At 53.9% G+C, this 18,633-nt stretch carries 18 protein-coding genes, 1 tRNA gene and 2 pseudogenes; 7 read left to right on the top strand and 14 right to left on the bottom strand.

The annotated features are described in order from the left end of the window. Positions 1 to 123: 123 nt before the first annotated feature. Positions 124 to 1,671 (top strand): NAD(P)H-hydrate dehydratase, encoded by a 1,548-nt coding sequence (locus KO492_RS14195; RefSeq protein ID WP_216045551.1) that lies wholly within the window; start codon positions 124 to 126, stop codon positions 1,669 to 1,671. 184 nt (positions 1,672 to 1,855) lie between these two features. On the opposite strand, the gene KO492_RS14190 is transcribed toward KO492_RS14195, so the two are convergent. After that, positions 1,856 to 2,176, bottom strand: coding sequence for a Hint domain-containing protein (locus KO492_RS14190; RefSeq protein ID WP_216045550.1), 321 nt, complete (start codon positions 2,174 to 2,176; stop codon positions 1,856 to 1,858). Positions 2,177 to 2,346: 170 nt separating this feature from the next. Here KO492_RS14190 and KO492_RS14185 point away from each other — a divergent pair. Further along, positions 2,347 to 2,431 (top strand) — tRNA-Leu (locus KO492_RS14185). A gap of 83 nt (positions 2,432 to 2,514) precedes the next feature. On the opposite strand, the gene KO492_RS14180 is transcribed toward KO492_RS14185, so the two are convergent. Further along, positions 2,515 to 3,546, bottom strand: coding sequence for a site-specific integrase (locus tag KO492_RS14180; RefSeq protein WP_216045549.1), 1,032 nt, complete (start codon positions 3,544 to 3,546; stop codon positions 2,515 to 2,517). A gap of 563 nt (positions 3,547 to 4,109) precedes the next feature. Between KO492_RS14180 and KO492_RS14175 the strand changes: the two genes are divergently transcribed. Next, complete coding sequence (locus KO492_RS14175) at positions 4,110 to 4,694, top strand: helix-turn-helix domain-containing protein (RefSeq protein ID WP_216045548.1); 585 nt, start codon at positions 4,110 to 4,112, stop codon at positions 4,692 to 4,694. Between the two features lie 440 nt (positions 4,695 to 5,134). Here KO492_RS14175 and KO492_RS14170 read toward each other — a convergent pair. The 7 genes and pseudogenes from KO492_RS14170 to KO492_RS14140 all read right to left on the bottom strand — a co-directional run. Then, positions 5,135 to 5,317 (bottom strand): annotated as a pseudogene (locus KO492_RS14170) (transposase); the annotation flags it as partial. Between the two features lie 138 nt (positions 5,318 to 5,455). After that, on the bottom strand, positions 5,456 to 6,409 hold the full coding sequence (locus tag KO492_RS14165; protein WP_216045547.1) for an HNH endonuclease: 954 nt from the start codon (positions 6,407 to 6,409) through the stop codon (positions 5,456 to 5,458). A 564-nt stretch (positions 6,410 to 6,973) separates the two neighbouring features. Then, entirely contained in the window at positions 6,974 to 7,522 is a 549-nt protein-coding gene (locus KO492_RS14160) for a hypothetical protein (protein WP_216045546.1), read from the bottom strand. Positions 7,523 to 8,006: 484 nt separating this feature from the next. Then, positions 8,007 to 8,435, bottom strand: a complete 429-nt coding sequence (locus KO492_RS14155; RefSeq protein WP_119838132.1) for a glyoxalase superfamily protein — start codon at positions 8,433 to 8,435, stop codon at positions 8,007 to 8,009. Further along, positions 8,432 to 9,832 (bottom strand): MATE family efflux transporter, encoded by a 1,401-nt coding sequence (locus KO492_RS14150; RefSeq protein ID WP_252735531.1) that lies wholly within the window; start codon positions 9,830 to 9,832, stop codon positions 8,432 to 8,434. Before KO492_RS14150 ends, KO492_RS14155 begins: the two co-directional genes overlap by 4 nt. 417 nt (positions 9,833 to 10,249) lie before the next feature. After that, positions 10,250 to 11,728: a DUF6880 family protein gene (locus tag KO492_RS14145; RefSeq protein ID WP_216045545.1), complete on the bottom strand. Its 1,479-nt coding sequence runs from the start codon at positions 11,726 to 11,728 to the stop codon at positions 10,250 to 10,252. Between the two features lie 330 nt (positions 11,729 to 12,058). Further along, on the bottom strand, positions 12,059 to 12,604 hold the full coding sequence (locus tag KO492_RS14140) for a recombinase family protein (protein ID WP_216045544.1): 546 nt from the start codon (positions 12,602 to 12,604) through the stop codon (positions 12,059 to 12,061). A 206-nt stretch (positions 12,605 to 12,810) separates the two neighbouring features. On the opposite strand from KO492_RS14140, the gene KO492_RS14135 reads away from it, so the two are divergent. Together KO492_RS14135 and KO492_RS14130 are read left to right on the top strand one after the other, a co-directional pair. Then, positions 12,811 to 13,083, top strand: a complete 273-nt coding sequence (locus tag KO492_RS14135; RefSeq protein ID WP_216045543.1) for a hypothetical protein — start codon at positions 12,811 to 12,813, stop codon at positions 13,081 to 13,083. After that, on the top strand, positions 13,073 to 13,549 hold the full coding sequence (locus tag KO492_RS14130; protein WP_216045542.1) for a hypothetical protein: 477 nt from the start codon (positions 13,073 to 13,075) through the stop codon (positions 13,547 to 13,549). Before KO492_RS14135 ends, KO492_RS14130 begins: the two co-directional genes overlap by 11 nt. Before the next feature lie 24 nt (positions 13,550 to 13,573). On the opposite strand, the gene KO492_RS14125 is transcribed toward KO492_RS14130, so the two are convergent. From KO492_RS14125 to KO492_RS14115, 3 genes are all read right to left on the bottom strand, one after another. Continuing rightward, positions 13,574 to 14,011 (bottom strand): hypothetical protein, encoded by a 438-nt coding sequence (locus KO492_RS14125; protein ID WP_216045541.1) that lies wholly within the window; start codon positions 14,009 to 14,011, stop codon positions 13,574 to 13,576. Between the two features lie 57 nt (positions 14,012 to 14,068). Then, complete coding sequence (locus tag KO492_RS14120; RefSeq protein ID WP_216045540.1) at positions 14,069 to 14,557, bottom strand: hypothetical protein; 489 nt, start codon at positions 14,555 to 14,557, stop codon at positions 14,069 to 14,071. Positions 14,558 to 14,891: 334 nt separating this feature from the next. Continuing rightward, positions 14,892 to 15,197: a hypothetical protein gene (locus KO492_RS14115; RefSeq protein WP_216045539.1), complete on the bottom strand. Its 306-nt coding sequence runs from the start codon at positions 15,195 to 15,197 to the stop codon at positions 14,892 to 14,894. Positions 15,198 to 15,238: 41 nt separating this feature from the next. Between KO492_RS14115 and KO492_RS14110 the strand changes: the two genes are divergently transcribed. Beyond that, on the top strand, positions 15,239 to 16,450 hold the full coding sequence (locus tag KO492_RS14110; RefSeq protein ID WP_252735530.1) for a DinB/UmuC family translesion DNA polymerase: 1,212 nt from the start codon (positions 15,239 to 15,241) through the stop codon (positions 16,448 to 16,450). A gap of 52 nt (positions 16,451 to 16,502) precedes the next feature. Here KO492_RS14110 and KO492_RS14105 read toward each other — a convergent pair whose 3' ends face one another. Beyond that, complete coding sequence (locus tag KO492_RS14105; RefSeq protein ID WP_216045538.1) at positions 16,503 to 16,826, bottom strand: transposase; 324 nt, start codon at positions 16,824 to 16,826, stop codon at positions 16,503 to 16,505. A 209-nt stretch (positions 16,827 to 17,035) separates the two neighbouring features. On the opposite strand from KO492_RS14105, the pseudogene KO492_RS14100 reads away from it, so the two are divergent. Next, positions 17,036 to 17,804: pseudogene (locus KO492_RS14100) on the top strand (IS5 family transposase). A 154-nt stretch (positions 17,805 to 17,958) separates the two neighbouring features. Here the strand turns inward: KO492_RS14100 and KO492_RS14095 are convergent. After that, the gene (locus KO492_RS14095; RefSeq protein ID WP_216045536.1) at positions 17,959 to 18,621 is read right to left on the bottom strand and encodes a GntR family transcriptional regulator; all 663 of its coding nucleotides are present in this window, start codon (positions 18,619 to 18,621) and stop codon (positions 17,959 to 17,961) included. Positions 18,622 to 18,633 lie beyond the last annotated feature (12 nt).

Below are 18,633 nucleotides of genomic sequence, written 5' to 3'. Positions count from 1 at the left end.
TATGCGGCAAAAAGCATCATTTGGAAAACTCTTGACCAATGTTTGTGCAAGCTGAGAGCCGGACCACTTGATATTGCCCGCCCTGCGCACTCCGTTTATCCTGCAAGGTGAGGAAGGTGACTCATGGTAGAACTTCTGACCAGTGCGCAAATGCGCGCCGCCGAACAGGCCGCGATGGCCTCTGGCGCGGTGACAGGGCTGGAACTGATGGAGCGCGCGGGGCAGGGCGTTGTGAAGGCCGCTCTGGATGCGTGGCCGGAACTGGCGCATAGCGCGAATAAAGCGGTCGTCCTCTGTGGTCCCGGCAACAATGGTGGCGACGGTTTCGTCATTGCCCGACTGTTGAAGCAGCGCGGCTGGGAGGTGGAGGTGTTTCTCTACGGCACGCCCGAGAAACTTCCGCCGGATGCCAGAGCCAATTATGAGAAATGGCATGGTTTGGGCGATGTGGCCGGTTTTGCCGATCAGTGTGTCGGCCGGATCGAGAGCTGTGATCTTGTGATCGACGCGCTTTTCGGCACGGGGCTCACGCGTCCGATCCCCGCCGAGATGGCCGCTGTGGCGCAGAGCCTAGCGCATAGGAAGGGGACCGTGCGGCGTGTGGCGGTGGATTTGCCCACGGGGCTGTGTTCGGATTCGGGCCGCATCCTTGGGGACAACCCTAGCGCGGTCTTCCCAAGCGATCTGACGGTGAGTTTCCATACTCTGAAGCTGGGGCATGTTCTGGGGCAGGGACCGCAGATATGCGGTCAGGTCGCGGTTGCGGATATCGGTTTGAATGCGGTGGATGATACTTCGCAGGATGGTGCAATCGTCACGCTCTATGATGGGCCGCCCCGCTCCGCTCTCGCCAAGCAGAGCTTCGGCTACAAATACAGCCACGGCCACGCCCTGATCCTCACCGGTCCGTCCGGCAAAACCGGCGCCGGCCGTCTCGCCGCGCGTGCCGCTCTGCGCGTGGGGGCGGGGCTTGTCACGCTCGGCACGCCGCATGAGGCGGTCACAGAGGTCGCCGCCCAGATCACCGCGCTCATGCTGACCGAAATCGACACGCCGGACCTCCTCACTCGCGTGCTCTCCGATCCGCGCCTCAACGCGCTGTGTTTCGGGCCGGGGTTCGGTGTCGCGCGGGCAGGGGCGTTTCTACCCGCTGTTCTGGCGTCCGGACGCGCGACTGTGCTCGATGCCGATGCGCTGACCGCTTTGGCCCAGAGCGACTCCGGTTTCGCAAGCCTGCATGAAAACTGTGTACTGACCCCGCATGCGGGCGAGTTCAAGCGCCTCTTTCCCGACCTTGCCGCGCGTCTTGCCGATCCGTCTCTAACTGGTCCCGCCTATAGTAAGGTCGATGCCACGCGCTCTGCGGCCCAACGCGCAGGCTGCACCGTGCTGTTCAAAGGGCCGGACACGGTGATCGCCAGTCCTGATGGTCAATGCACCGTCAGCGCCGCGGTCTATGAGCGCGCCGCGCCGTGGCTTGCCACCGCTGGCGCGGGAGATGTGCTTGCGGGCTTGATCGCGGGCCTGATGGCGCGTGGTTTCCCCCCGCATCAGGCGGCCGAAACCGCAGCATGGCTCCACGTCGAATCCGCGCGCTGCTTTGGTCCGGGATTGATCGCGGAAGACCTTCCCGAAACCCTCCCCAAAGTGCTGCGCGGCCTTGGCCTCTAAAGTGCCTTACGAAAAGACCTGAGATGCGCAGTGCTTCTGTGGGCTTTTGTGCAAGGCTCCTGCCGTGTGAGCTGAGTGCGTTTTTTGTGCCCCAAATATTCAAATCAAAAGCGGCTCTTGAAAAGCCGCTTTTAAGGGGCGGATCGCCATCAAAATGCCGGGCAAGGAAAACCATGCGGCGAAATCAGGCGGCGAAAGGCTGCCCCGTTTCGCTCATCACCATCACACCATCGGCATAGATGACTTCCTCACGCGCAAAACTCAGCTTGAATCGCTTCGGCGCAGGCGTGTCGATGCCCAGAACCTGACGCATCCCCGCCCGCGTGATCACCCGATCACCCGGCTCAAGATATTCGACCGGCAGCAGCCCGTCGGCAGTCAATACTTTCGCCCCAAGGGGCAAGCCCTTGTCATAATTCGGAAAAATGTCTCGCACGCAGAGCTTTCGGGACGGGTCGCGCCCGTCGCCATGCTCATGATCGTGCCCGCTGCCTTTATAGGTCATGTCAGGGCCTCTGGATAAGTCTGCCTCAAATTGTGACCCAGAATATGTTATTTTTATGTTAGCGAACAGGATTTTCTTGGGCGCAGGCGGGCTGACGCGTGAATTTGGGCGGTGAAACTGTACGATTGCCCCTTTTCCTCATCCGCGCGTTTTGCTATCTGCACCGCCACGCGGGTGTGGCGAAATTGGTAGACGCACCAGATTTAGGTTCTGGCGCCGCAAGGCGTGGGGGTTCAAGTCCCTCCACCCGCACCATATTGATTTAATTTGATAAAACTTCATTTCTGTCTCCTGGTTTATGATGGATTGTGCCGAGTTTCGCACTAAGTTTCGCACTTTCACGTTCTGGTCTTGTTCTGTTCTCTGATGATTTGTGCCCGCTTCGAGGCAGCTTTTTGGTCCGCCCCTGAAGTGTACTTTAACGCCATCTCAAGTGTTTTGTGACCTGTAACGGCTTGAATGTCGGTCATATCCACCCCTGCATCTGCCATCTCTTTTGCTGCTGTATACCGCCAGCCATGAGGTACTAGCCGATAATCCGCTTCAAAGACCCCGATTGCGCGACGAATGTCTTCAATACTCTTTTGGATCTGTCTTTTGCCGATCGGTTCGGTGAGATTTTTGGCGAGAATGTATGCCCCGTTCTTAGGAAGTTTTTGCAGATAATTCCGTAAGCGAGCTGGGCAGAAAATATCCATTTTGATTTTGGTTTTTTCCTGCACGACGGACATGTATTCTCCATCAAAATCCGACCATCGCATTTTAATGCAATCCCCAAGGCGCTGCCCAGTACCTATCGCGAGCTCATAGATTGTTCGGGCAAGGGTGAGTTGATGGGCTTCACAATATGCCTCGTAGGCTTCGAGTTTATTGTCGGGCCATGCTGAATAGGAGCCGCCATCAAGTTTCTTTATGCCTGTGACTGGATTTGTGGTAATCCAATCGAGATCTATTGCATGCTTGCAGAGGACAGAAAGTACGGCGAGGCGTTCGTTGGCTTTCGACCATGTGTCTTGAAGGGCTTCTTGAACAGCGATGGCATCTTTTCGCTTGAAGTCTGCCACTGCCAACGTACCGTTTTTCATACGTATTTCTTCGCAGTGTCGTTTGTAGTTAAGTTGTGTTGATCTGGAGAGTTTTTTGAAGCGAGGACTTTGATAATACGCCATGATGAGTTTATTCCAGTTTCGTGTAGGCGTATGATCGAAATGCCCAAAACGCATTTTTGAATACGCCTCCATGAATTCAGGAGTGTCAGGATTATCTGGTAGTCGTTTTCGGATCTGGCCCCTTCTGAAGTAAATGTAAGTATGCCCTTTCACAGTTTTGAATTCGAGATAGGGTAAGTTTGGGCGTTTATTTTTTCTCATGGACGGAATTTCCTTGTCGGACGATAGTTGCCATCTATAGCTCTTTGTAGTGCGTCAACTGACCAAAGTGTGTGCCTCGGAAGGCCTGAAATAGGGGGAGGAAGGTGCCCGCATGAAACAAGCTCAAGGAAGTCACTATGTTTCAGTGAAAGCATTTTGGCTGCTTCGCTAGCAGTCACTGCTATTTTTTGAATGTTAGCCATCGCGTTTGGTATTTTCTAATAAGGTCTACTTTCTGAGGTTGGTCAGCATTGGTGGAAAAAACTGTTTCACTTCTTCATGCGGCTTGGCTGGATGGTGTTTTTCATAAGTAAAGTTTCCCACGCAGCCATGACCATTTCTCAGCATTCTGGTGTCAGGGCTCAGGCTAAAATATTTAATTTTATTCTGACAAGAGGAGGCCCAAAAGCTCAGCTCTTAAGCTGTGAGATAAAATATTCTCATCTTTGAGAGCGATTTTTCTCATGGGAGAAGATCCCATAACAAGTTCAGTCATTTAAAAAAATTGACATTTTTACGGTTTTTTCCAAAATAATTTTAAGTTGCTATCAAGAGAATATCTGATGTCCCGAAAAAACCTTCCGAAAACCGAATCAGACGAACTGAAAATTCTCGGAGAAGTGATGCGAATGCAGCGTGAGGACCGTGGTATGACGCAAGCAGATGTCGCGGCGCATTTGGGGCGGACAAGAGAAACATATGGGAAATATGAACGTGGCAGTAATGAAATTAGAATTCGGGATTTGCTGAAATTTAGAAAACTCATGCAAGAAGACCCTCTCGAACGTGCTTTTCCACTAATTGAAAATGTGTCGGGTAAAGGTCTTGCTAGCCCCAAAATGCGCTATGCAGAAAGTATGCCACGATACCTCTTGCATCAGAAAATCAGGATCGGTGCGGCACATTTTGAAAAACAGCGTTATTCTCCTCTCGAGAGGCGCCTGAATACTATCAGCAGATCTGCCTTTACTGGTGCGTCGGCGGTTGCCTGTCTGCGGCAGATTGAAATCGCATATGATTTGTCGCTTGGGCTGCCTGTGGGAGGGGTGGATTGGATGCTTCTGGCCTCGTACGCATTGGCAGCTATCCTTTTTCCATTTCAACTTGCATACATTGCAAGATTTATAATGTGGTGGAGAGTTTCCTAATTTGGGCCAATGGCAGAAAAGTCCCGCACTGCTGCCTTTCGCACCTGAAAAATGCCGCACGATGTGTTGAAGGGCCTGTTTGGTGAAACTTCACCGCGGCATTCTTTGGTTCCATCAATGTCTGGTTCGGGCCTGATGTGAAGACACATATGTCTCGTCATTCCATCATGAGAAGTTCCAGCCCATATTCTGATCTCCACCAATTGCGGGTTTCAGGAGTATCAATCAGCCGGCTTCCAGTTTTTTCTTCGCTATGGTTAGAGTTCACTGAGCTAATGGAATGAACTTCCATCCGACCAAACCGCTGTTATTGTTGCGGACATAGGTGGAGAAAGGAGCATCTGATGAACATCAAAGTTTTGGGATTTGATCTTGGCAAGACCGTTTGCAGTCTTGCGGGTCTGGACGAAGCAGGTGTCAACGCCGCGTAAAATTCTGCCGCTGTTGGCTGCGCGATCACCGCTTCTGTTCAGCCTATGTCGAACAGTTTTCCCCGATGAAGAAGCCCGAACGGGACTAACGCCGCACAGAGCCGCAAAGCTTGCCGCATTTATGAGCTGACTTAAGTTTCCACGACCGTAAGTCGGCTGAAAATCCAAACTGTCAATTGCTGCAGCATGCATGAATGTTCAGTTCTTCGGTCCCCCAAATGGCCGTGTTAGTCACGTCTACCCGCCAGCTTTCGATGCAGCGCTGACTTTCTTGCATGATGCAGGCTACATCGTTCCGGGTTTGGCTGATCTGGCAACGCCCCCCGGCAATTAAATTCCAGCCCATTTTCGGTGACGCCCGAGTGCATCCAAGCTTGGATAGCGTGTCTGATCATCGGGCAACAAGAGCTGCGTGCTTTCAAGATTAGCGTAGCTATCGTCTTCTAGGGCTACCTTCGATAGCTTTACACGGTAGCCTTCTGTGATGACCAATAACCCTAAATCGAAGAGCGTGTGGATGTCGGACCGTAGGAGAAGACCATTCTGTACATGGTGCGAGTGGTCACCACGGTAGGGGGCGATATGAGCGGCCTCCAGTGCGTCTTTAAGGGTGCAGCCTGTTACACAGCACTTGCCGCCATAAGCTTCTAAGAGGGCCGCCCTGAAGGCCGCTTGGCCTCTCCGTCTGGCAACCTGTGCCAAGGTCTTCTCTCGCAAATCCTGATCATTTTCAGCGTCGAATGCCTCGCTAATCGTACCATTGGTCGCACGTAACAGGGCAGCATCCGGTTGTTCGGTATCATGTACTTCGCCTGCGTCGGAAAAGCCTTCGATAGTGAAGAACCCATTCTCCCATTTGGTCACCAGACCGAGACCAAGGACTTCGTAAGCTACGCCCGGCTTAGGTTGGCGTTTCACGAGGGTTCCGACCGGGACCTGGTCCTCCATGCACCTCATCAGTCCACGGTTGGTAGCCTCGCGGTCACGTTGAGCCGGGTTCTGGTTTTCCTGGAAGTAGTGCAAAGCCCAGCTGCCATCTGGACGGTACTCGACATCCTTGTCCGGATAGGGTCCGTTCTGGATCGTGCGGAGGCTTAAGGCATAATCGGTGTATTGTGGTTTATAGATGCCTTTCGCTTGATTGACTAACCTGCTGTGGTCCGCGGAGAACTTCTGGATATCGCTCCACGTAATGATCTCCCCCTTGTTCTCATTGAACCAGTCCAAAGCAACTCTGTGCTTTCCCGTCATCTTTGCCAGCGCGCCTTCAAGCTCAGCCACCATTATTCACTCCTTCAGGGCATTAAGAGCATCAGAATTCAATCCTTGTTACTGATTACAATTGTTTTGAGCACCTTTGGCAATTGCGGGTTGCACCACCCAGGATTATCCCGCTGAAAGTCTGTTTCGGGGAAGCTGCAACTCAGCGCTTGGACACTTGGCCAAAAGTAGGTCTAGGCCGATCACTGCATACGACAGGTAGGGCGGTTTGTAGACATTATCTGCAGGCGCGCGATTCTTGGTTCGCATTGTGAAAAGCCGACATTCGCATCCCCTCCCGCGCATTTGCTCTTGCTGCGCTATGCACCAAGGGCAGCAATGTGCAGATAGTGACCTTTGCAAAATCTGGAACCGTGACCTTTTTCTCGACGTGGTCGGTCCTGACCTGCCTTTCACAGTGCGCCCCGTCGCTGCCGTGCAGCTTCCCCAAAGCAGCCACCCAATGCATCGTGCAGCATGGCCAGGCAAGCCGAGGTCAGCAACGCGGACAACACCTTTGTTTGCTTCCGCGCTACTGACGGCCATTGTCAGAGCAACAAGCATCCTCTTGATGCAGTGAATCATGCCCTAAACATCGATGCCGGGCTTCCCTCCTTTAAGCATCTCATTGATAGCGCGCTTTTCAATCGTTTCAGGACGCGCCACATCGTAAAACTTGAAGCTGGGCGCACTGCGGTCACGAGCATTTGGAGAAAGTGTATCGTCCAGATAATCTATTACGCTCCGCGCGTCGTTTACTATGGTTGGCACGAACTCTCTTATATCGTTGTAGCCGCCCGCGATTGTCGTGCTGACGTTGAAAGCTATCGATAGGTTCAGCCACACCTTCATCGATCCTGGAACTATGTGTATCCCTGAGAAATACACGCCAAGATACTCGAACATTGGCTGCTCATTGCTTCCAGGCAAGGCTGCGGGTGCAAGGAGGAATACTTGTTCACCGATATCTTTGGGAGTGTAACCTCTGATGGCTTCCAATACTTTGTTGGCGTTTTCAAACAGAGCGCCAGAAGATATTCCCATTTGGAATCCATCTGGACTCATCTCCCATTCAGTCTTTCCAACTTCAACAAGGATTACGTTGTCTTTTTCTTCAAAAATTGGCCAAATAGCCATACTTAATCCTGCATATTACTTCCCCGATAATCGTTGCGCACGAAAGGAGAGGGTTTCGGTAAATGTTGATAGCCCTATATCCAATCGCTTGGATACATGGCTCGCGCTAAACATTGCGAATTTCGCTTCGCAGCGCAAGTTGCTTTGAACCCACTGCCTCTGTTTCGTACCGCTTGCCACGGTTCGTTGGAGTATGTGTTTCGGATACCGGTCATCAGTGCAGGCTGCAGCGAACTTCCGCTGCCCACCCTCACTTCGGAAAGCTTCAGTTGCTGCGGCTGCACAAGTTATCTCCGCTTTGGGCTGGGACCGGTCATCCGGTTGGTCGTGCCGAATCCTGCAAGGTCAAGATTCTCGTGTCGCACCGCTGCAAGTCCGGTTTGAGCCCATACTCACCGATGCTGCAAGCTGCGCGAAAGTCCGATTTAGGTTGCGCGCATGAACGGCAACCACCCGAAATTGGTTGCCGTTCAGAAATTTCAGATCACCTGCTCGGAATATCTATGACCAAGTGCGGCGTGCCGTCTGACGTTTTGCGGGGTGATCGGCCGTTGGGCCCTACCATGCCTCTGATATGTCGGCGCATGTTTGAGAAGCTTTCGAACTGCACCGTATCAACAGGTTCGTTCAGCTGAAGCGAAACCTGCGTGTTTGCGCCCACTTTTGAAAGAGCTACGATCCGCCCAGTGAAGGCCTGCCCCAGATAGTGCCCGCTAACTTGGTCATTGAGATGAAAAAGCTGCGGCTCTGCCCGTGACAGCTTGGCTTGAAGCGTATTCCAATCTCGGGCACCATTCTGATGGGCGACGAGTTCCAGTGCCCGCGCATGGGTGATGGTTGTGCCTTGCGCGGCGAGTGATGCGCGCAAGGCCTTAGCTTGGGATTTAGCCTCTATCACAGATTGTAGGTTCATCGTGCTACCTCCTGACCCGACAATCCAAAACCAATGTTGCCTTTGCCCGTCCTTTGGGACGCGATCACAATCCAAATGGCGATACTAACCACGATCCCGTCAGCAATTGGGAAGGCAAGCCAGATCGCTTGTGCGCCATAAAAAATGCCCAAAATGGCGATCAGCAGAGGGCTGAACACAAAGGGCTTAATCAACGTTAGAGCGGCGGTATGTACGGGTTTTCCAATAGCTTGAAAATAGAGGGCGAGCACAAGAACCGGACCAGAAAACAGATAAAGGGACGACATTGGGTGCAAAATGACCCCAACCTGTGAGATCACGTTCAGATCGCTGACAAAGCCTCGACCAATCCAACCACTTCCGGCAAGCAAGATCACCTCAATGACAGCACAATAAAGAACGGCAACAGTGAGTGCGATCCGCAGGACAGCATTTGAGCGGTGGTAAAGCTTTGCGCCCACGTTGTTTCCGACAATACTTTGGGTTGCCAATGCAATGGCCATAAGCGGCATGAATGTGAAACTAAAAATTCGGGTCACTATGCCGTAAGCGGCAACCGCCTCGACATAGCCGGTGTCGGACGTCAGTCGCAGCGTCGAGATCACCGTTCCTGAAACCAGCGCTATCCCGATGAAGCTAAGACTGACAGGGGCTCCAAGGGCCAATATCGCTTTCCATTTCCCAACCCAACGTGCGTTTCTAAGGGCCGGAAGGGACAAGATTTCTTGCTTGGGCAAACGCAAGCCTAAAAGAAGTGCAAGACCTACCCCCTGTGCAATTGCCGTTCCCCAAGCTGACCCCGCAACGCCCATGTCGAGGCGCACGATCAACACGTAATTCAATGCGATATTGGCGAGTGTGACGCCGACTGACATCAACGCCATCAGGCCCGCACGCCCTTCGTTGCGCCCCGCGTCTGCATGGACGCTCAAGAGCAGTTGCACAGGCGTCGCAAAGATCATGATAGCCAGATAGGTATAAGCCATGTGTCCAATGTCAGGCTGGCCGTCCGCAAGCGCGTCTATGACGACCCCGCCGAAGACACCAAAGGCCGATATGAGCAAAAGTGACAGAAACAGCGCCAGACCATGCGCTTGCGCGAATACAGCAACCGCATCACTGTGGTTTCCTGCCCCCAAATGGCGTGCGAGAAGGCTGGACATTCCCCCGCCGACAAGGGTCGAGAGTGCTATTGTGATCATGATAACAGGGAATACGACGCTGACGGCCGCAAGGGCATCAGCCCCGACGAAGTGGCCCAGAAACACAGCATCTACGACGGTCAAAAGACCGCTCATCACCATGATAAGCATCATAGGCAGAGCATTGGCGACAAAAAGCCGCTTCGGCGTAGTCGTTAAAAATCGATTCTCGGATGCGTTTTGAGACGACATCATTCACTCCTCATATGAGGCATTTCTGATGGGATGGGAGCCTGCGTTGCCACCTGCGAAATGCTTCGAGGGCGTATGTCTTTGTCAATTTGAGCTTCACCGAGACTTGCGTCCGCAGGCGGCAGGTGCCCAATACCTGCCCTCGTCTTACGGTTTTGGTATTGAAAGTGTCAAGCAGGACCTGACACGCGACCATCGACCAACATCTTGCTTTCCCGGCACCCACACAGGCCGCTTCAAATGCTACCGTTTGATGAACAGTTCACCGAACCGGTCATTGGCGCAACCGCAGCGAAAGCTCACTTTGTCCCGCATTGCCGACATCGAACTGGTCAAAATGCTGCGTAACTGTTCCAATGACCGCTTCAGGGAAGCTGCGGTGCGGCGACGCATGGTTGGATCAATGTCCGGTGTGGGCCGTTACCTATCATCTTTGCTCCACACAGGGCGACGGGTCCCACTTGTTTCTGGCGTTTTAGGTTGGCCATCACCGACGCGCGCCCAGAATCCTGATTTACGAGCATGGGCTTTCTTGAGCTCGGCAAGATAGGTTGCGTGGTCGGTCATTGTGCCGGGGCGCATGGCGTCCGCCTCTGGGGCCAATAGGGTCAGTTTCCCCAGATATTTTGCGCCGTGCCCATAGGCCTTGGATCGTGCGCGGTCGAGGATGTTGTCCAGAAGGGCCCGGTAGAAGATTGTCGCCGCCAAGGGATGATCGTGTTCCAGCAGGTCCGCGATTTTTGGCAGGTTGTGCCAATCCCCCCCGTCCCAGCGGTGCGGGTGCGTCGTGATCAGCTTTGCTGCCAAATCAAGTCGTGGCCAATCAAGGAAGAATTGCAGCGCCGCCTCGGGTTTTGCCTTTTCCAACGCAAATGCATGAGCACGGTCTTCGGCCTCAATATCCTCAAAATCCGGTAGAAGTTTTAAATACTCCCGTAGGATGTCGGCGGGCAGACGTGCCTCAAAACAGTGCCAACGCAGGGCCTGCGCCGCAGATCTGTCGCCGGTGGCGTCCAAGATGCGCGCTTCCAGGCTGACGCGTTCTGGTGCCAGGCCATCATCGGTTTCGCCAAAAGTCCGCCGCCCGGGCTTGCGCACCCATTCCAGCGCTTCGGCGGTGCGCCCAGCCTCCAGTAGCTGCGCCGCGATCCCCAGTGTATCTTGCATATGTGGCTTTTTCTTGAGCTCCAGCGCGATGAGCAGATCGAGATCCCCCCGCGCCGAGGCGAGGATCTGGCGCATCCCGGCCCATTGCGAGGCCATGGAGTAAAACCAGCCATCCGATTTGCGCGCGGCTTCTTCGGACTGCCGTTCGGCGATGGCGTCTTTCAGATTGCCGTCCCAACGCGCCAGAGTGTCTTGCGGCAGATGCGGCGCTACGGCCTCGGTCACGTCAGCGAGATAGCCATGCGTGCTTTCGCCAAGTGCGGTCATGATCTTCTCCGGCAGCGCGTCGGCCTCAGGCACCGGCAGGCTGGCGACCAAATCGCCGGTTGCATGGATCGCCTGATAATAGACGTCCTGAACGCGGCCGGACGAGTCGTCGACTCGTTCGAACACCTGTTCATGGGTGGCGATGAAGCGCAGCAACCGGTCTATGGCCAGCGCCGGGGCGGCAGGTCCAAGCTCGGATGTGATCGTATCGGTCAGACTGCGCAGATCGTCGGCAAAAGCGCGGGCCCTGTCCCATTCGATAAAGCTCTTTGCCCGCGCCAGCCCGGACAGCCGTCGGTCGATCAGTTTGGCAATGACTTCGGGGCCGGACTTCCCGGCCAGCGCCGCTTTGACCTGCCGCCGGAACCCAGCATTGCGTTCGGCCTCTTCCAGAACCAGCTGCGCGAGTTTGTCTGCGCCGAGATCTTTCAGCTTGTCAGTAGAGAGGGCAGGTTTGCGGGCCATGGGCAGGTCTCGGTTGGAAACAGTTGCCCCAATAAATGCCTCGGTCAGGTTCGGGTGGCAAGCATTGGGTCTATGATTGATCAAGCGCTGCGATTATTACGCAAGTTCCTACGTGATTGACCCTCCGGACTCACTGGTGCCGCGAATGGCCGATCTGGTGAAATGGCATTGCAGCATTGACGCCACCTGCGAGCGGCAGGAATGGGCCGTTCGCAACACCATACGCGATGACGGAGTGCGATACTGGATGCACGCCTCTACGAACGTGGATAATGGGCATAGTAAATAGTATCTCGGCCCAGACCTCAGCTAGACCTTGACCTGCTCACTCTATCGCACCCGCGAAACGGTCGATCTGGATACCCCTAAATCTCGGGCAATTTCTGCGTTGTCCCGACCTTCATTCCTCCATTTGGTGACCAAGGCCTTCTGATGGGAGGATAACTTGGGCGGCCGCCCAAGTCGCCGGCCTTCGCGTTTTGCCCGCTCGCGCCCTTCCTGTGTGCGTTGAACAATGAGTTCGCGCTCGAATTCAGCGAGCCCACCAAGGACGGTCAGAATAAGCCGACCGTGCGATGTCGTTGTATCCGCCCAGGTCTCGGCAAGGGATTTCAGTTGTGCCCCGCTGGTTTCGATCTGCTTAATGATCGACAGAAGGTCATAGGTCGAACGTGCCAGGCGGTCTAGGCGGGTCACTATCAACACATCTCCTGCCTGTAATTCTCTTAAAGCGGCTTGCAACTCGATACGGTTGGATTTGGCACCGCTGACCTTTTCTTCGAATATAATTTCACAACCTTCCGCCGTGAGCGTTTCAAGTTGTCCAGCCAGTGATTGTCCCGCAGTCGAGACCCGCGCATATCCGATATTTCTCATGTTACTTTCGCACGCATATTCTGCACGCGCCAATCTGTTGAAATCATTGAGTAGGGTGGGGCGTGCAAAAGTTGTATTTTCTGCACGCTATTTAGATGATCTTGCAATTCTGTACACATTTCTTGATTTTCCTTACAGGGTTTCAATCTTTGCATTGACCCAAGACTGGGTTGTCGATTGACAACCGAAGAGAAAAGGCCTACCTAATGTCGCGCACGAAACATCCATCGAAAGAGATCGAGCGTGTGCTGGTCGAACTGGAGCTGCTTGGGTGGCAGGTCGAAAAAGCAAAAGGCAAGAGTGCCCACGCTTGGGGATTTGTTCTTTGTCCGGCTAACGCGCAGAATCTCTGTCGATCTGGTATTTTCTGCCGCATGTCTGTTTGGAGTACGCCGAGCAATCCGCAAAAGCACGCCAGAGAATTGCTGAAGAAGGCCCAAGGCTGCGTTGTTAAGAAAGGAAGCGATCATGAACACTGAATTCGAATTTGATCTGGTCTTCGCAACGCCGATCGAAATTGAAGAAGATAGCTTGTTAGACGCGCTCTTCGAGGCGGGCTGTGACGATGCCGTTGTTGGTCTCGGCACATCAAAACTCGTGGGAGTTTCTCTGACCCGCGTAGGGGGCGAGGCGGAAGCTGTAATTTCTGAAGCAGTGAAGCAAGTCATGTCTGCGCTCCCTGAAGGTTCGGCTCTGCGAGAGGTAAAACCGGATCTTGTGAGTTTGGCCGATGTCGCGGCACGCCTTGATGTATCCCGCCAGGCTCTGCAGAAGCGGCAAATGCCACCACCGTCTCTTGGGGGGTTGTATCGTGCTTCGGAAGTGCTGCCATTTTTGGAAAGGCAGCCCGGAAAAGTCCGAGATGCCCTTGGTTCTGCACACGCATGGTTTGCCGCGGCGCCCGCAGCGCAAAAAATCAACGCGCGGCTAAGCTTGGGCGCATAGCCTTAGCATGGAGGTCTTCTCTGCTCAGTCAGGGCATGCAAGCTTGACCCTGTCGAAGTACGCGATCGCAACAAACATTCCCTCGGCAAAAAACGGTTGGCCTTGCCGAGTCCATGACTTGCCACTTTCTGTTACAAAATCGGACGATTGAGACACGTCAATCCGAAGGTTGATATAGGCGTCGTAGTCGCTCTTCAGGCCATCAGTCTGCACATCTTCGTACAAGAGATTGATCCAGTCCGAATATAATCCCGCGAGATTTGTATCATTGGTATCGGTGCCGGTGCCGTATCGCGAGAAGATTTGGGAGCTTGCCTCCGTTATGCGGCAGTCTTCTGCTCCAGGAACGTGGTCACCGACAAATATGCCTCGAAAATTATTAGATTGAGCCAAAGCCGCTTCACCACTCAGCATCAGCGGGAAAAGCGTGCAGAGCCCAATTGAAGTGATGTGCTTAAACATGTGAAATCCTTTCTGATTTGATACATAGTATAGAGGGGGGCTGCGCAGGCTCCCGTTTCAGGACAGCCACTTCGGGCGTGGTGCGCCTGCTCGCCATTGCGCTTGGTGGAAGGGTGCACGTTCCGTGGCATCGACCACACCGACACCAAAAAAACAGACATTCATGACTTTCAGCGCGCCTTCAGGATCATTGGCTAAGACCTGCTCACGCATGAGTTGGCTATAATCGCGACAGCGGCCCTTTGTGCGTACGAGACCAACGGCGAAATCAAGCCATCCTGCACCATCGAACATGCATTGCAACCCGACGCGGATACCTGCCAGTTGGCCCATACCCTCCCAGTGAACCGCAATATGAGGTCGAATACCTTCGACTTGATCAGCGACAACGGCCTTTCGTCCGCGCTCTGCGATATGGCTTTCACATGCCTTGAAAGCGGGCAGTACGTAGTCTGTTCGGGCGGCAATCCAACGGGGATCTCCGTGCAAATTTCTAAAAGCAGTTTCTCCGGCCATGCGGGGTGTTCGACTGCGATTATCAAGCATGTCTGTCCTCCATGAAATTGGCGCAGAAAGGCATTCGCGCGCCGTAATTTCTTGTAGGATGTCGAAACGAAAAAATAGAGTCAAGTGATTGAAAATAAATACTTATTAATGAACTTAACGCCGAACATTGGCAGTATTTAACTTGACGGGCAACACCGTCAGACATGAAGTTAACTGGCAACGCCGGTAGGACTGAACTTAACTGGCACCCCCTGCTTTCCCTCAAGAAGTGGGACGTTTTTTTCCAAACAAGATGTTACCTCGCAGATGTTCGATGATAACTTGCTGCTCAAGCGGAAGCTTGCATCAGAACATATCAGATAAGGCCAGCCCATCAGTCCAACGCTCCGCGCACAGATCGTTTAATCAACCTGACAGCCACAATCACCGCCTCTTGGCGTTGCCATGGGCTGGGCATCGCAAGGCCACTACGCATTGCCGCGGCCAACATATCGCCTTTTTCAACATGTGCGGACACATAAGCCAAAGCGTCTTCCAGCCTGTCGCCACGCATGTCTTCATCCGCACATCTGGCCGCCACGGTATCCAGGAAATCGAGAACGCTATTCAGCTGATCACTGGTGAGGATGTCCTCACTCCAGATCCCCCCGAAAGAGACGTTGCCGAGTTTTCTTTTCATATCCATAAGAGAACAAATAGCGAACATTTGGCGATTCTGAAATGGCGAACATCTCGAAGTTCCGGACTCTCTACATCGACATGGACAGCTTTTATGCTTCCGTGGAGCAACAGCTGCGTCCTGAGTTGCGTGGGAGGCCTGTAGGCATCACGGCTGTCGACAATGATGCAGGGGCCATCGTTGCGGCCTCTTATGATGCGAAAGCTCTCGGGATTGGCGTCGGCACACGGATCTATGAGGCCAAGAAACTTTGCCCAAGGATTGCCTTGGTCGGCGCTCGTCATAAAGTCTACGTGCGCATGAACCAGAAGATCGCCACGGCGATAGACAAGATTGCGGAAGTTGAGCGGATCCGGTCTGTGGACGAGTTTCAGGTCCGCCTATCGGCCGTCGATCATGAATTGGACCGGGCGATTGCGAAAGCGCAGGAGATCAAGTCTCTCATCAAAGCCGAAGCGGGGCCATCTATAGGGGCGTCTGTAGGACTGGGCCCCAACCACCTGCTTGCGAAAATCGCGGGCAAGCTGGAAAAACCGGACGGACTATCCTGGCTATCCCCGAATAACATGCCAGATCGCTTGGCAGACATGCCCTTGGACAAGCTGCCGGGCATCGCCAAAGGTGTTCATCGGAAGCTAAACGCGGCTGGCATTTACACGATCCCGGATCTTTATCGGACTGATCCCCGTCATGCGCGGATGATCTGGCGTTCCGTTGAGGGAGAAAGGTTCGTGCGCGCGCTCCAAGGGGAGGATATTCCCCTCGTTCCGACGCGGCGAAATGGTTACGGAAACAGCAAGGTTCTCGCTCCGGAAAATCGGAGCCTGCCCAATGCCTATTTCGTCTCACGATGGCTTGTCGAGAAAGCAACCGCGCGTCTGCGTCGCGACGGGTATCTGGCGCGGCATTTTTCCATACAGGTGTCTTGTCGTCCAAAAGGATGGTGGACAGACGGGATCAGCACGTTCGCCAGCCAGGACACTATGCACTTTCTGGAATTGAACAGAGTGTTATGGCGACGTTTCTACGACCGGACAGGGTGCCGGGATTACATGTCGGTCGGCGTGCAGCTGGGACGCATCCAACGGCTTGAGGATCGCGTGCCGGACCTGTTTCTGCCATTGCCTCAAGCATCCAAGACCGAACGGGAAAAGCTCGGAAAAGTCGTAGATAACATCAACCGGAGGTTCGGCCCGGATACTGTGTCCTTTGGTCATTCGAAGCCACACTATGGGTTCTTCGAAAGGGGGTAGAGCGAGAGGATGCCGCGGCGTAGACGGCATTCTGTGCCAGATGGAATTGGCATCATTGCCATGTCGCAGCTCCGAGTACGGCGCGCCGTGCCGCTTTCATCCCCGTATGGTCATCCGGGACGACAAAGGTTGTACCGTGGATGCCGTGGGCCAGCAGGCTCTCCAGGAACGCCCGCCAATGCGCTTCGGTTTCCGAGAGCGTCACCGAGAGGCCGAGGACGTGTCTGCGTTCACCCAGCCCCACTCCGATGACCGAAAAGACCGCGACATCACGCACAACACGATCATAGCGGACCTTTTCGTAGCGGGCATCCCAAATAAGGCACTTCGTCTGGCCAAGGGGGGGGGCGGTTGCACCAGGCGGCGAGTTCTTCATCCAGAAGTTTGGTGGCGCAGCTCACTTGGGTTGAGGACTGGCTCTCTATGCCGAATTACTACACCACGTCTTCCGCCTGCCGCATGGAAGCGCCTTTGATTTACATCTCGGCCACAGCGAGCACCACTAGGCAGCACACTCATTAATTCTTGTTTAATAGCATAGTCTTGTGATTCACTTCCGGACGGACATAGTACGGGAGAAGACGAATGGCACGATCAGACATGAGCGATCTTGAATGGGAATTCATCAAGGCGGTCCTGCCCAACAAGACAAGGGGCAAAAAACGCGTTGATGACCGTCGCGTGATTAATGGCATTTTCTATGTTCTGCGCACCGGCATTCCTTGGGCTGATCTACCCGAACAATACGGCCCACCGACTACGGTCTACAACCGCTTCAACCGGTGGAGCTATGCGGGCCACTGGGACCGGATCATGGAGGCCATTGCCGACGCTCACAACGTCGATATGGTGATGGTCGATGGGACCAGCGTGCGCGCACATCATTCTGCCACCACGCTCAAAAAAAGACCCGCGCCGCTGTTTAGGTCGTTCACGGGGCGGGTTAGGGACGAAAATACATGCACTTACCAATCAGGACGGGTTGCCGATCCGATATGAATTGACGCCCGGCCAGGCCCATGATGCACCGCCGTGCAAAACACTGCTCGACAAACTGCAGCCCGGTCAACTTGTGTTGGCGGACAAGGCATATGACGCCGACTGGATCAGGAACATGATCTGGGAGCAGGGCGCTATCGACGTAATACCTCCCAAGAGTAACCGCAAACTGCCTGTGGAATTTAATGCGGAAATCTACCGAGAACGCAATAAAATCGAGCGGTTCTTTGGACGACTGAAAGCCTCGTTTCGCCGCATTGCAACCCGATACGAGAAGACATCACGAAATTTCATGTCGATGATCAAATTGGCATCCGTCAGGCTGTGGATCGAATTTTATGAGTCCGCTGCCTAGTTTGTTCCAGTGGCGCACCACGTAATTGTGCTCGTCCATCGTGGCGTTCCATATCATAATATTTCGCCCGCACGGATATGCCCCGCCTTAATCGCAATGCGACCTTCGACATCCGTCCAATCCGGACGAATGGGCGACGCAACATGCCAGGCTTCTATTCATCGGTTTGACTTGTGCGTGTCCGTCGAGATTTGCGGAACCGATCAATCGCTGCAGAGAGATGCGATGTGACTGCTGATCTAGCCCAGCTGGCATTACGTGACCTCAGCGCATTCACAATCTCGGTGTGCTGACGGACACTTTGATGCGCATCTTCGTCTGAATAGATGTAGAACCCACCACTGATCAGCGGGTACTCTAACAAATTGGTGCCGAAGTGACGCAAGCGTGCGCTTCCGCAAGCGTCATATAACGCCGTGTGAAATGCCAGGTTCGATGACTGAACCTCGGAAAGATAGCCTTTTGGCTTATCCCTCAACGCGCTTGCGATTTTTGAGTTGATAGCATCCATATTGGCAAGCTGCTCATCAGTGATCCGGCTGCAGGCCCAAGCCGCAGCCTGCCCTTCAGCAAAAACACGCAACTCAAATATTTCTTCGGCGTCGCTTTCCTTCCACTCACTTACAATCGCGCCGCGTTTGGGAGCGGCCTCAAGAAGGCCCTGCTCAATGAGCCGCTGGATGGCAGATCGGACAGGGGTGCGGCTGACACCAAATTCACGCGCAACCTGCTCTTCTTTCAGCTTATCTCCGGGATTGAAGCTCCCAGCGATCAATCGACGCCTCAGTTCGGTATAAACGTCCTCATTGAGACTCATCGCTCCTACCTC

Origin of the sequence: Celeribacter halophilus (genome assembly GCF_018860305.1) — a bacterium.
Lineage (GTDB): Bacteria > Pseudomonadota > Alphaproteobacteria > Rhodobacterales > Rhodobacteraceae > Celeribacter > Celeribacter halophilus_A.
The sequence above is the reverse complement of the archived record's forward strand: the minus strand, read 5'-3'. Positions and strand labels throughout refer to the sequence as shown.

Excerpts from the sequence above, each read along its gene's own strand:
- KO492_RS14195 (WP_216045551.1), top strand. The coding sequence starts at position 124 with ATGGTAGAACTTCTGACCAGTGCGCAAATGCGCGCCGCCGAACAGGCC.
- KO492_RS14190 (WP_216045550.1), bottom strand. The coding sequence starts at position 2,176 with ATGACCTATAAAGGCAGCGGGCACGATCATGAGCATGGCGACGGGCGC.
- KO492_RS14180 (WP_216045549.1), bottom strand. The coding sequence starts at position 3,546 with ATGAGAAAAAATAAACGCCCAAACTTACCCTATCTCGAATTCAAAACT.
- KO492_RS14175 (WP_216045548.1), top strand. The coding sequence starts at position 4,110 with ATGTCCCGAAAAAACCTTCCGAAAACCGAATCAGACGAACTGAAAATT.
- KO492_RS14165 (WP_216045547.1), bottom strand. The coding sequence starts at position 6,409 with ATGGTGGCTGAGCTTGAAGGCGCGCTGGCAAAGATGACGGGAAAGCAC.
- KO492_RS14160 (WP_216045546.1), bottom strand. The coding sequence starts at position 7,522 with ATGGCTATTTGGCCAATTTTTGAAGAAAAAGACAACGTAATCCTTGTT.
- KO492_RS14155 (WP_119838132.1), bottom strand. The coding sequence starts at position 8,435 with ATGAACCTACAATCTGTGATAGAGGCTAAATCCCAAGCTAAGGCCTTG.
- KO492_RS14150 (WP_252735531.1), bottom strand. The coding sequence starts at position 9,832 with ATGATGTCGTCTCAAAACGCATCCGAGAATCGATTTTTAACGACTACG.
- KO492_RS14145 (WP_216045545.1), bottom strand. The coding sequence starts at position 11,728 with ATGGCCCGCAAACCTGCCCTCTCTACTGACAAGCTGAAAGATCTCGGC.
- KO492_RS14140 (WP_216045544.1), bottom strand. The coding sequence starts at position 12,604 with ATGAGAAATATCGGATATGCGCGGGTCTCGACTGCGGGACAATCACTG.
- KO492_RS14135 (WP_216045543.1), top strand. The coding sequence starts at position 12,811 with ATGTCGCGCACGAAACATCCATCGAAAGAGATCGAGCGTGTGCTGGTC.
- KO492_RS14130 (WP_216045542.1), top strand. The coding sequence starts at position 13,073 with ATGAACACTGAATTCGAATTTGATCTGGTCTTCGCAACGCCGATCGAA.
- KO492_RS14125 (WP_216045541.1), bottom strand. The coding sequence starts at position 14,011 with ATGTTTAAGCACATCACTTCAATTGGGCTCTGCACGCTTTTCCCGCTG.
- KO492_RS14120 (WP_216045540.1), bottom strand. The coding sequence starts at position 14,557 with ATGCTTGATAATCGCAGTCGAACACCCCGCATGGCCGGAGAAACTGCT.
- KO492_RS14115 (WP_216045539.1), bottom strand. The coding sequence starts at position 15,197 with ATGAAAAGAAAACTCGGCAACGTCTCTTTCGGGGGGATCTGGAGTGAG.
- KO492_RS14110 (WP_252735530.1), top strand. The coding sequence starts at position 15,239 with ATGGCGAACATCTCGAAGTTCCGGACTCTCTACATCGACATGGACAGC.
- KO492_RS14105 (WP_216045538.1), bottom strand. The coding sequence starts at position 16,826 with ATGAAGAACTCGCCGCCTGGTGCAACCGCCCCCCCCCTTGGCCAGACG.
- KO492_RS14095 (WP_216045536.1), bottom strand. The coding sequence starts at position 18,621 with ATGAGTCTCAATGAGGACGTTTATACCGAACTGAGGCGTCGATTGATC.